An 11,178-nucleotide genomic window follows, 5' to 3' on the forward strand; every position below is an offset into this window, starting at 1 on the left:
GCTAGCGCCCCAATATCGCCCTCAGGTGATCCATGATCATCGCGACGCCCTTCTGCCCTAGCTCCGCCGAGGCCTCCGGCGCACTGGCCGTATACCACGCGGTATTCTCGCCAAAACGCCCGGCATCGACCGCTTCCGGACACAGTGCCAGCATCAATGATGTCTCGCCAACACCGGCGTGATCGAACGGATACTTCCCGTTCATGGCAGCCGACATTAGCGGGTGCACCTGCACCCAGTTGAAGAAATTCTCGCCGGCGGCGTGCCCGGCATAATAATCGGCCATCTCGTCTGAGCCCCACCAGCCCTCGCCGCGCTGCTTCTCGAGGAAGCGGAAAATCGCCTGGCGGCCGGCGGCCTTGAAGGCGAGATCGGTCGGCATGCCGGCGGCAAAGTTCTCGGTCTGGTGGTGGATGATGGCGTTGATGTTACGAAAGCCGATGCGCAGCAGGCTGTAGAACAATTCTTCGGCGAACGGCGCCAGCTGGTTGCCGCCGACCTGCACCGAGCCGTTGCCTTCGGGTGCTGCCACCACATAGCTCGCCGCACCGTAGTAGAAAGCCGGCAGGATGACGATGTCGGCCTCCTTCTCGTAGAGCTCCAGCGTCTTGACGACGGCCAGCGTGTCCATGCCGACAGCCATGTGCTCGCCGTGATATTCGAGCACGCCGAGCGGGAGAGCGACCGGCCAGTTCTCGGCGATCGCCTTGCGGATCTGGTGCGGCAACATCAGTTCGTAGCGCATGATCTATTCCATGTTGGTGTGGCGGGTGCGCATGGCCTCGGACGACTGGCCGGTCAGCGCCTTGAGCTTCAGCACCATCACCTCGAACAGCAGGAACAGCGCCCCTTCGAAGACCGAGCCCATCGGCAGCAGCGATGTCTTTTGTGGCCCCTGGTCACGCGCCATGGTCTGCGCCGGGATCAGCAAGGTGAAGTCGGCAAGCGCGACCGCACTACTGCCTGCCTCGGCGGTGAGCAAAAGCACGGTGGCGCCGGCCTGGCGGGCGACTTGCATCAAGGTAAGCACCGTCGTCGTCTCGCCCGGGCCGGAACTGACCAGGAAGACATCGGCTGGGCGAAGCGGTGGCGTGTTCATGTCGCCGACCACCGACACCTCAAGGCCAAGGTGATAGAGGCGCATGGCGAAACCCTTGAGCTGCAAGGCCTCGCGGCCGCAGCCATAGACGACGATCTTTTGCGCGCGGGCCAGGGTTTCGCAGGCGGTGTCGATGCCGGCTTCGTCGACGCGCGCCAGTACGGCGCCCAGCTCTTGCAGGGCGGTCGAAAACATATCCGAGCCGGCATTCGTCATGAGAGTCCCATCTGTCCGGCTGGGTTTGTGGCCGGTGATTTCGGGTTGCGCGCTTTCGGAAAAAGGCTTGTTTTTGTTCATGCTATCACCGCGAAAATGCCTGTCCAACGGCCATGGCGGCTTTTGCTGAGCCAGCGGCGTGATAGTGTCATGTCAGACAATCAATCCAGGAAATCAGCACGACATGAAGACACGGCATTTCGACCGCATCGGCAATGGCGGCCTCGACTTCACCGAGCTTGGCTTCGGCAGCGCGCCGCTCGGCAACCTTTACCGCGCCGTCCCCGACGCGGATGCCAACGCCACGCTGGAGGCGGCGTGGGCGACCGGCTGCCGTTACTACGACACCGCGCCGCTCTATGGCCTGGGCCTTGCCGAAACACGGCTCAATGCCTTCCTGCGCGGCAGGAAGCGCGACGATTATGTGCTGTCGAGCAAGGTCGGTCGCCTGTTGCGCGCCTGCCCGCCGGAGGAACGAACCGGCATCGGCAAGTTCTTCGACACACCGACGCGCAAGGAGGTCTACGACTACAGCTACGACGGCGTCATGCGCTCGTTCGAGGCGTCGCTGGAACGGCTTGGCGTCGACCGCATCGACATCCTTTTCGTCCATGACCTCGACATCTTCACCCATGGCAGCAAGGAGGCGTCAGACCAGCGCATCGAGGAATTCATGGCCTCGGGCTACAACGGACTGGTTGCGCTGCGCGACCAGGGCGTGATCAAGGCCTTCGGCGGCGGCATCAACGAATGGGAGGTTTGCCAGACGCTGGCGGAGCGTGGCGACTTCGACCTGTTCCTGCTGGCCGGGCGCTACACGCTGCTGGAACAGGAAGCGCTTGCCACCTTCCTGCCGCTCTGTGAGCAACGCGGCATCGGCATCGTTCTCGGCGGTCCTTACAATTCCGGCATCCTGGCGACCGGGCCGAAGCCAGGCGCCTATTACAATTACTCCGAGGCGCCAAGGGACATCATGGATCGCGTCGGGCGCATCGAGGTCGTCTGCCAGCGCCATGGCGTCAGGCTGATCGAGGCGGCGCTGCAGTTTCCGCTGCTGCACCCTTCCGTGGTGTCGGTCATCCCCGGCGGCCAGCGGCCGAGTGAAGTCGAAAGCAACCGCGCCCTGCTCGATGCCAAGCTGCCTGCGGCGCTGTGGGCGGACCTCAAGCAGGAAGGCCTGATGCGCGCGGATGCGCCGGTGGGCTGAAGGCTCGCCTCAGCGGGCTGACGGCCTGCCGCCATCGAGGCAAAAGAAAAGCCGGGCGAACCCGGCTTTTCAACATTCTCTGAAAAATTTTTAGTTGACCGCGTCCTTGAGGCCTTTGCCGGCCGAGAACTTCGGCACGGTACGCGCCGGAATCTTCACTTCCGCGCCAGTCTGCGGGTTGCGGCCAGTCGATGCCGCACGCTTGGAGACGGTGAAATTTCCGAAGCCGACGAGCCGTACATCGCCGCCCTTCTTCAGTTCGCCAGTGATGACGGAGAACACCGCCTCAACCGCCGACTGTGCGTCACCCTTCGAAATGCTCGCGGATTCAGCGACAGCGGAAACCAGTTCGTTCTTGTTCATAAAAATTCCCTTCCATGAGAAAACCGGAACTTTCGACTCATCCGGCAGGAGAGGGACTTTAGAAAGAAGCGCTCGCAAACCCAAGTCAAAAAGCCGGAAAAAAGTTGAAAAAAGCCCGGAAATGGTGGGTTTTTCACATGAAAAAGCCGGGCTCAAGGCCCGGCTCTCTCTTTGTGCACTGCAACTTTAGTAGTTTCTAATGTGCAAGCGACTTTCCAGCATCGTCAACGGTATCGGTGGAAGCCGGCGGATTGACTGGCTCGACCCACTCGATTGGCTCCGGCATGCGCACCAGCGCGTGCCTCAGAACCTCGCCGACACGTGAGACCGGAATGATCTCCATACCGTTCTTCACATTGTCCGGTATCTCCGCCAGATCCTTGGCGTTGTCTTCCGGGATCAGCACCTTCTTGATGCCGCCGCGCAGTGCGGCGAGCAGTTTCTCCTTGAGGCCGCCGATCGGCAAGATGCGGCCGCGAAGCGTTATCTCGCCAGTCATCGCCACATCGGCCCGGACCGGAATACCAGTCATGACAGATACGATGGCCGTCGCCATGGCAGCACCTGCAGACGGACCGTCCTTCGGCGTGGCGCCTTCGGGCAAGTGGACGTGGATGTCACGCTTGTCGAACAGCGGCGGCTCGATGCCGAAATCGATGGCCCGCGAGCGGACATAAGAGGCCGCCGCCGAGATCGATTCCTTCATCACGTCGCGCAGATTGCCGGTCACCGTCATGCGGCCCTTGCCGGGCATCATGACGCCTTCGACCGTCAGCAGCTCGCCGCCGACTTCCGTCCAGGCAAGACCGGTGACGACACCGACCTGATCGTCAGCCTCGACCTGGCCGAAGCGGAAGCGCGGAACACCGAGGTAATCGGCGAGGTTCGCCGCCGTGATGCTCACCGTCTTCTTCTTCGTCTTCAGGATCTCGGTCACCGCCTTGCGCCCGAGCTTCATCAGCTCGCGCTCCAGGCTTCTGACGCCCGCTTCACGGGTGTAGGTCTGGATGATGCCGCGGATCGCGTCCTCGCCGACGGAGAATTCCTTCGGCTGCAGGGCATGATCGCGGATCACCTTGGGCATCAGGTGACGCTTGGCGATCTCGATCTTCTCGTCCTCGGTGTAGCCGGCGATACGGATGATCTCCATGCGGTCCATCAGGGGCGCAGGGATGTTCAGCGTGTTCGCCGTCGTCACGAACATCACGCTCGACAGGTCGTATTCGACCTCGAGGTAATGGTCCATGAACGTCGAGTTCTGCTCGGGATCGAGCACCTCGAGCAAAGCCGATGACGGATCGCCGCGGAAGTCCTGGCCCATCTTGTCGATCTCGTCGAGCAGGAAGAGCGGGTTGGACTTCTTGGCCTTCTTCATCGACTGGATGACCTTGCCGGGCATCGAGCCGATATAGGTGCGGCGGTGGCCACGGATCTCGGCCTCGTCACGCACGCCGCCAAGCGCCATGCGGATGAACTCGCGGCCGGTCGCCTTGGCGATCGACTTGCCGAGTGAGGTCTTGCCGACGCCGGGAGGGCCGACGAGGCACAGGATCGGCCCCTTCAGCTTCTTCTGGCGGCTTTGCACGGCGAGATACTCGACGATGCGGTCCTTGACCTTGTCGAGGCCGAAATGATCGGTGTCGAGCACGTTCTGCGCAAACGCCAGGTCCTGCTTGACCTTGGAGTTCTTGCCCCACGGGATCGACAGGATCCAGTCGAGGTAGTTGCGCACGACGGTCGATTCCGCCGACATCGGCGACATCGTCCGCAGCTTCTTCAACTCGGCTTCCGCCTTTTCGCGGGCCTCCTTGGAGAGCTTGGTCTTCTTGATGCGCGCCTCGATCTCGGCGGCCTCGTCGCGGCCGTCCTCGCCTTCGCCGAGCTCCTTCTGGATCGCCTTCATCTGCTCGTTGAGGTAATATTCGCGCTGCGTCTTCTCCATCTGGCGCTTGACGCGCGAGCGGATGCGCTTCTCCACCTGCAGGACGGAGATTTCGGCTTCCATGAAGCCCATCGCCTTTTCCAGCCGTTCCTTGACGGACAGCGTGGCCAGCATCTCCTGCTTCTCGGGGATCTTGATGGCGAGGTGCGAAGCAACCGTATCGGCGAGCTTGGAATAGTCGTCGATCTGGCTGGCGGCGCCCACCACTTCAGGCGAGATCTTCTTGTTCAGCTTGACGTAGTTTTCGAAGTCGGTGACGACCGAACGGGCGAGCGCCTCGACCTCGACCTCTTCCTCCTCCGGCTCGACCAGCGCCGTGGCGGTAGCTTCGTGGAAGTCCGGACGGTCGGTGAACGAGACGATCTTGGCACGCGACGCGCCTTCGACCAGCACCTTGACGGTGCCGTCGGGCAGCTTCAGCAATTGCAGCACATTGGCGAGCGTGCCGATGTCGAAGATCGCATCGGGCTCGGGATCGTCATCGGCGGCATTCATCTGGGTGGCAAGCAGGATCTGCTTTTCCTGACCCATAACCTCTTCCAGCGCCTTGATCGACTTTTCACGCCCGACAAAGAGCGGAACGATCATGTGCGGGAACACCACGATGTCGCGCAGTGGGAGGACTGCGAAGACGCCGTCGCTGGGAGCCTTGGATATTTTGGCCATTGTCCAACCTTTCATGTCGCGGCCGCTAATCGAGCCAACCGCGAATCTCATATTAACGACCGAGGATCGTTCCGCCTACCACCGTTTGTGACGGGAGTTTTACAGCACAGAATTCGGCACCACGGCCTTCCGATGTTAGTTGGATGCACGAGGGGAAAAGATCAAGGGTCGACACGTTCGTTCATCCACTCCGTCACAAGGATCGGTACCTCACCACAGCAAAACGGCGCCCCGCGGGCGCCGTTCCATAAAAAGGTTAGGCCAGATGCCAGATCAGGCGCTGACGTTGCCCTTCTTTTCCTTCTGCTCGGAATAGATGTAGAGCGGCCGGGCGCTGCCGGTCACCACTTCTTCCGAAATCACCACTTCGCGCACGCCTTCCAGGGCGGGCAGTTCGAACATGGTGTCGAGCAGGATCGCTTCCATGATCGAGCGGAGGCCACGGGCGCCGGTCTTGCGCTCGATGGCGCGCTTGGCGATCGCCGACAGCGCATTCTCATGGAAGGTCAGGTCGACACTTTCCATCTCGAACAGCCGCTGATACTGCTTGACCAGCGCGTTTTTCGGCTCGGTCAGGATCTGGATCAGAGCCGGCTCGTCGAGGTCTTCCAGCGTCGCCAGGACCGGCAGACGGCCGACAAACTCGGGGATGAGGCCGAACTTCAAGAGATCCTCGGGCTCGACCAGGCGGAACACGTCACCGGTGCGGCGATCCTCGGGCGAAGCGACGATGGCGCCGAAGCCGATGGAAGTCTTCCTGCCGCGATCCGAGATGATCTTGTCCAGCCCGGCGAAGGCGCCGCCGCAGATGAACAGGATGTTGGCGGTGTCGACCTGCAGGAACTCCTGCTGCGGATGCTTGCGGCCGCCCTGCGGCGGCACGGAGGCAACGGTGCCTTCCATGATCTTCAGAAGCGCCTGCTGCACACCCTCGCCCGACACGTCGCGGGTGATCGATGGGTTGTCGGACTTGCGCGAGATCTTGTCGATTTCATCGATGTAGACGATGCCGCGCTGGGCGCGCTCGACATTGTAGTCGGCCGACTGCAGCAGCTTCAGGATGATGTTTTCGACGTCCTCGCCGACGTAACCGGCTTCGGTCAGCGTCGTCGCGTCGGCCATGGTGAAGGGCACGTCGATGATGCGGGCCAGCGTCTGGGCAAGCAGCGTCTTGCCGCAGCCGGTCGGGCCGATCAGCAGGATGTTGGACTTCGCCAATTCGACGTCGTTGTTCTTGCCGGCATGCGCGAGGCGCTTGTAGTGGTTGTGGACCGCCACCGACAGCACGCGCTTGGCGTAGGGCTGGCCGATGACATAGTCGTCAAGAACCTTCAGGATCTCCTGCGGGGTCGGCACGCCCTCGCGCGACTTCACCATCGAGGTCTTGTTCTCCTCGCGGATGATGTCCATGCATAGCTCGACGCACTCGTCGCAGATGAACACCGTTGGGCCGGCGATCAGCTTGCGCACCTCGTGCTGGCTTTTGCCGCAAAACGAGCAATAAAGCGTGTTCTTCGAATCACCGCTGTTGTTGCCGACTTTGCTCATTTTCCTGTCCTTTCATGGCCGCCCGCCGATGGTCTGGCTGAAAGGGCGCATATTCTATCTATCGCGGGAATTCGCCGCCGCCAGTGTCCCGGCTCCCGCAACGCATTCCGTACGAAACACAAATCAGAAAACGTCGCAATGATTCGCGCCAACCCTGCACAAAGCTAAGCCGTCGAAAATCAACATAGCCTTAACGTAGGCAATCCCATCCACCGAGGGAACAGCCAATTGTGGCCGAAATGCCGCAAATCCCAGCAAAAGCGCGTTATCCCGCCACCCAACTGCCATGCAGCGATTATGCCGCAGCGCCTTCGACCGGCTCGCGCGACGAAATGACCTTGTCGATGAGGCCGAAATCCTTGGCTTCGTCGGCTGTCATGAAATGGTCGCGGTCAAGCGTCTTTTCAATGTCTTCGTAGCTCTTGCCGGTGTGTTTGACGTAGACCTCGTTGAGGCGGCGCTTCAGCTTGATGATGTCCTGCGCGTGCCGCTCGATGTCGGAGGCCTGGCCCTGGAAACCGCCGGAAGGCTGGTGAACCATGATACGGGCGTTCGGCGTGGCAAAACGCATGTCCTTGTGGCCGGCGGTCAGAAGCAGCGAGCCCATCGACGCCGCCTGGCCGATGCACAGCGTCGACACTGCCGGCTTGATGAACTGCATGGTGTCGTAGATCGCCATGCCCGAGGTCACCACGCCGCCCGGCGAGTTGATGTAGAGATTGATCTCTTTCTTCGGGTTCTCGGCCTCGAGGAACAAAAGCTGTGCACAAACCAGCGTCGCCATACCGTCTTCGACCGGGCCGGTGATGAAAATGATGCGCTCTTTCAGCAGGCGCGAGAAAATGTCGTAGGCCCGCTCGCCGCGATTGGTCTGCTCGACCACCATCGGAACGAGGTTCATGTAGGTTTCGACGGGGTTCTTCATGGACTACCCTTTTTGGAGATGGGGATTCCGGCGCCGGGAAATCGGGCAGAATCGGTTCTTGATGGTTAGAATGTAAATAGGATGCCGGCTCACCCTAGCGCAAGGCCGCCTCTCCTAGCCATCTGGTTAAGTCGAATCAAGGTTTCCGCGCAAGGGAAAGTCCGAACGCGGCCAACGGCGTTTTTGCGGTGTAGCAATTCCTTAACCGCGTCGCTTAACGAAACGCGGCGAAACCGCTTTCCCCCGGAGAACCATCCCCTACAGTTCAACGTTGAACCTCACCTTCTCGCGTTCAAACAGGGGGAGTGCCATGATCAGGAAAACTGTTTGCCTCGCCATTTCCGGCCTTGCTGGTCTCGGCATGGTGTCCGATGCGGTTGCCGACGGCCGGGCCGCCGAATGCTATGAGCCGGTGCACAGGCCGGCGCTCTATGACACCGTCTATGAAGACGTCATGGTCAGTCCCGGCGGGCAGCTGGTCGACTATGATCCGCCGATCTATGGCACCATGGAGCGCGTCGAGCAGATCGCGCCGCCCCGAGTCACCTATGACATCGTACCGGCGAGAACCCGCACCGTTTACCGCACGGTCCAGGTCGACGATGGCGGCTATGCCTGGGAATGGCGCGTCATCCAGGGCCGCAAGGTGCTGTGCAAGGTGTGGCGCAAGGCCCGCTACGCGCGTGTCGCCGAAACGGTGATGCTTGAACCGGAGCGCACACGCCGGGTTGTGCTGCCGGCCGAATATGAAAGCGTCGCCCATGAAGTGCTGGTGCGGCCCGAGCGGCGGCACGTCACCCAGATAGCGCCGTCATACCAGAGGGTGGCGCGCCGGGTGGTGGTGCAGGAAGGCTCGACCAGCTGGCGCCGCGTGCATATTGCCAGGCATTGCCAGGATTAGACTTCGGTACTTCGCCGAGGTCCGTCTCGGTTGGCTCAATTCATAGGCCCGTCGGGGGCCAACATCCGGTCTGGCACCAAGCTGGCAAGCCGCGCTAATGGTCTGGCATGACCACATCCATGCCGCCCTACCTCGCCTTTGATCCAGCCACGCGCCGCCTGCGGCTTGATCCGCACGAACCGGCGTTTTTCCAGAACCCCTACGACGCCTATGCCTTCCTGCATGGCGCATCGAATGCCTTCTTCTGGGAGGAATTCGGCTTTTGGTGCTTTGGCGGCTTCGACGACGTCAACCGGCTGTTGCGCGACCGCCGCTTCGGCCGCCAGAACCCGGCCGGCATTCCCGACAGCCGCGGCATCGGCGAGGATCGCTCGCACCTCATCGCCTTCGACGGCATCGAGACCAATTCGATGCTGGAGCTGGAGCCGCCGGTGCACACCAGGCTCAGAACCCTGGTCAACCGCGCCTTCGTCTCGCGCCAGGTAGAGCAGCTGAGACCGCGCGTCGAAGCGCTGGCCAATGAACTGATCGACCGTTTCGAACCGCGCCAGGTCGATCTATTGCCCAGCTTCGCCGCGCCTTTGCCGATCACCATCATCGCCGAAATGCTCGGTGTGCCGGTCGAAATGGGGCCGCAACTGCTCGACTGGTCGCACCGGATGGTGGCCATGTACATGCATGGCCGCACGCGCGAGACCGAGCAAGCGGCCAATCGCGCCGCGCGCGATTTTTCCGACTTTTTGCGCGGCTATGTCACCGAGCGGCGCAAGAAGCCTGGCGACGACCTGCTGTCGCTGCTGATCGCGGCGCAGGAGGATGGCCAGAAGCTTTCTGAGGACGAACTGGTGTCGTCCGCCGTCCTTTTGCTCAATGCCGGCCACGAGGCGACCGTCCATCAAACCGGCAACGCCGTGCGCACGTTGCTGGCGCAAGGCGGCGACCCCGGCCGTTTCTTCACCTCGCCGGAAGCAACCGCTGCGACGGTCGAGGAGTGCCTGCGCTTCGACGCGCCGCTGCACATGTTCACCCGCTACGCCTATCAGGAGGTCGAGGTGGCATCAGGGGTTGTCGTACAACCGGGCGAGACGGTCGGCCTGCTGCTCGGCATGGCCAATCATGATCCGCTTGCCCTTGCCGAACCCGGCGCCTTCCGGCCCGGCCGACTGGACCAGAAGAATGTCTCGTTCGGCGCCGGTATCCATTTCTGCATCGGTGCACCGCTGGCGCGGCTCGAATTGCAGGTGTCGCTGAAAACCCTGTTCGAGCGGCAGCCGCAACTCCATCTTGCGGAGCAGCCGCGCTTCCGCGACACCTATCATTTCCATGGGCTGGAAAAGCTCATTGTGAGCTTGTGAGGACGGCGGAGCCGACGCATGCCCGAGAAAATGAGATTCGCCTTTCTACAGGAACCACCCTTCTGCTTTATCGACGGATCGGGACGTCTGGGCGGCAGCGATGCCCACTGGCCAAGAGGGCCTGCCTGACGCTCGGGCTGGAACTTTTGCCCATCGAGACCGAGTTTGCCGAGCTGCTGCCTGGGTTTGCCGAAGATCGGTGGGACATAACCACCGGCCTGTTCATTTCCGACGACCGCCGGAAGCTGGTCGACTTCACAAGGCCGATCTGGATGCTGGCGAATGGATTGCTGGTCGCGAAAGACAATCCCCGCGCCTTCGATGGCTATCGGTCCGTCGCCAATGATCGGACGGCGCTGATCGGCGTCATATCGGGCCAGATCCAGCACCGGACGGCCCTGCAAAACGCTATTCAGCCCGAACGGCTAAGGATATTTGCCACTCAGGCCGAAGCAGCTAACGCCGTCGCGGCCGGCGTGGTGCATGCCTATGCGAGTGCAGCGCTCGCGCATCGCGGCTATCTGAGCCGGCGACCCGACGCGCCTCTCGACGTCGTCGACGTCCCGGCAGTCGAAAAACAGCCAGCGCCCGGCGCTTTCGCTCTCGCCAAAGGCAGTGCCACCCTGCTCCAGCGCGTCGATTTATGTCTCAGTGATTTGCTTGGAAGTCCCTGGCACAGGGAGATGATGAGCGGATACGGCTTTTCCGACACTGACATCGATCGGCTTTTGTGAAGTCCAAGCGCGACCGAGCGGTCAGAGCTTGATCACATACTCCTTGCGGGTCGTTTCAAGCACTTCCCAACTGCCCCTGAAGCCTGGCCTGAGCACGAAGCTGTCGCCGGCGCGCCCCCTGCGCGCCGCGCCGCCATCCACCGCCACCCCCCCGCCCCCCGACAGGCTCTGTCTCTTATACACAAAACCCAGCCCACCAGACAAGCGCGCAACGAGTGGTGG

Annotated in this window: 11 protein-coding genes; 4 read left to right on the top strand and 7 right to left on the bottom strand. The window is 61.8% G+C overall.

Annotation, left to right across the window (positions count from 1 at the left end; translation table 11 throughout):
- Position 1: 1 nt before the first annotated feature.
- Together NKH35_RS25090 and NKH35_RS25095 are read right to left on the bottom strand one after the other, a co-directional pair.
- Positions 2 to 745 carry a creatininase family protein gene (locus tag NKH35_RS25090; protein WP_023689463.1) on the bottom strand — a complete coding sequence of 248 codons (744 nt, stop codon included), beginning with the start codon at positions 743 to 745 and terminating at the stop codon, positions 2 to 4.
- A gap of 3 nt (positions 746 to 748) precedes the next feature.
- Entirely contained in the window at positions 749 to 1,315 is a 567-nt protein-coding gene (locus tag NKH35_RS25095) for an SIS domain-containing protein (protein WP_023689464.1), read from the bottom strand.
- Positions 1,316 to 1,499: 184 nt separating this feature from the next.
- On the opposite strand from NKH35_RS25095, the gene NKH35_RS25100 reads away from it, so the two are divergent.
- Positions 1,500 to 2,522, top strand: coding sequence for an aldo/keto reductase (locus NKH35_RS25100; RefSeq protein ID WP_352511337.1), 1,023 nt, complete (start codon positions 1,500 to 1,502; stop codon positions 2,520 to 2,522).
- 90 nt (positions 2,523 to 2,612) lie between these two features.
- Here the strand turns inward: NKH35_RS25100 and NKH35_RS25105 are convergent, their stop codons facing one another.
- The 4 genes from NKH35_RS25105 to clpP form a co-directional block, all read right to left on the bottom strand.
- Positions 2,613 to 2,885, bottom strand: coding sequence for an HU family DNA-binding protein (locus NKH35_RS25105; protein ID WP_023669423.1), 273 nt, complete (start codon positions 2,883 to 2,885; stop codon positions 2,613 to 2,615).
- Between the two features lie 196 nt (positions 2,886 to 3,081).
- Positions 3,082 to 5,493: an endopeptidase La gene (gene lon / locus NKH35_RS25110; protein WP_023682304.1), complete on the bottom strand. Its 2,412-nt coding sequence runs from the start codon at positions 5,491 to 5,493 to the stop codon at positions 3,082 to 3,084.
- Between the two features lie 273 nt (positions 5,494 to 5,766).
- Positions 5,767 to 7,041: an ATP-dependent Clp protease ATP-binding subunit ClpX gene (clpX, locus tag NKH35_RS25115; RefSeq protein ID WP_023682305.1), complete on the bottom strand. Its 1,275-nt coding sequence runs from the start codon at positions 7,039 to 7,041 to the stop codon at positions 5,767 to 5,769.
- 295 nt (positions 7,042 to 7,336) lie between these two features.
- A complete protein-coding gene (gene clpP / locus NKH35_RS25120; RefSeq protein WP_023682306.1) occupies positions 7,337 to 7,966 on the bottom strand; it encodes an ATP-dependent Clp endopeptidase proteolytic subunit ClpP in 630 nt (209 codons plus the stop codon).
- 310 nt (positions 7,967 to 8,276) lie between these two features.
- On the opposite strand from clpP, the gene NKH35_RS25125 reads away from it, so the two are divergent.
- From NKH35_RS25125 to NKH35_RS25135, 3 genes are all read left to right on the top strand, one after another.
- Positions 8,277 to 8,867, top strand: a complete 591-nt coding sequence (locus NKH35_RS25125) for a hypothetical protein (protein ID WP_352916742.1) — start codon at positions 8,277 to 8,279, stop codon at positions 8,865 to 8,867.
- Positions 8,868 to 8,974: 107 nt separating this feature from the next.
- Positions 8,975 to 10,222: a cytochrome P450 gene (locus tag NKH35_RS25130; RefSeq protein WP_352916744.1), complete on the top strand. Its 1,248-nt coding sequence runs from the start codon at positions 8,975 to 8,977 to the stop codon at positions 10,220 to 10,222.
- Positions 10,219 to 10,956, top strand: coding sequence for a transporter substrate-binding domain-containing protein (locus tag NKH35_RS25135; protein ID WP_352916745.1), 738 nt, complete (start codon positions 10,219 to 10,221; stop codon positions 10,954 to 10,956). Before NKH35_RS25130 ends, NKH35_RS25135 begins: the two co-directional genes overlap by 4 nt.
- Before the next feature lie 21 nt (positions 10,957 to 10,977).
- Here NKH35_RS25135 and NKH35_RS25140 read toward each other — a convergent pair.
- A partial coding sequence (locus NKH35_RS25140; RefSeq protein WP_352916747.1) for a cupin domain-containing protein occupies positions 10,978 to 11,178 on the bottom strand: 201 nt, incomplete at its 5' end.

The organism is Mesorhizobium sp. M1143, assembly GCF_040318435.1.
GTDB lineage: Bacteria > Pseudomonadota > Alphaproteobacteria > Rhizobiales > Rhizobiaceae > Mesorhizobium.

Coding starts and splice junctions, on each gene's coding strand:
- NKH35_RS25090 (WP_023689463.1), bottom strand. CDS start 745: ATGCGCTACGAACTGATGTTGCCGCACCAGATCCGCAAGGCGATCGCC.
- clpX (WP_023682305.1), bottom strand. CDS start 7,041: ATGAGCAAAGTCGGCAACAACAGCGGTGATTCGAAGAACACGCTTTAT.
- lon (WP_023682304.1), bottom strand. CDS start 5,493: ATGGCCAAAATATCCAAGGCTCCCAGCGACGGCGTCTTCGCAGTCCTC.
- NKH35_RS25095 (WP_023689464.1), bottom strand. CDS start 1,315: ATGACGAATGCCGGCTCGGATATGTTTTCGACCGCCCTGCAAGAGCTG.
- clpP (WP_023682306.1), bottom strand. CDS start 7,966: ATGAAGAACCCCGTCGAAACCTACATGAACCTCGTTCCGATGGTGGTC.
- NKH35_RS25100 (WP_352511337.1), top strand. CDS start 1,500: ATGAAGACACGGCATTTCGACCGCATCGGCAATGGCGGCCTCGACTTC.
- NKH35_RS25125 (WP_352916742.1), top strand. CDS start 8,277: ATGATCAGGAAAACTGTTTGCCTCGCCATTTCCGGCCTTGCTGGTCTC.
- NKH35_RS25105 (WP_023669423.1), bottom strand. CDS start 2,885: ATGAACAAGAACGAACTGGTTTCCGCTGTCGCTGAATCCGCGAGCATT.
- NKH35_RS25130 (WP_352916744.1), top strand. CDS start 8,975: ATGACCACATCCATGCCGCCCTACCTCGCCTTTGATCCAGCCACGCGC.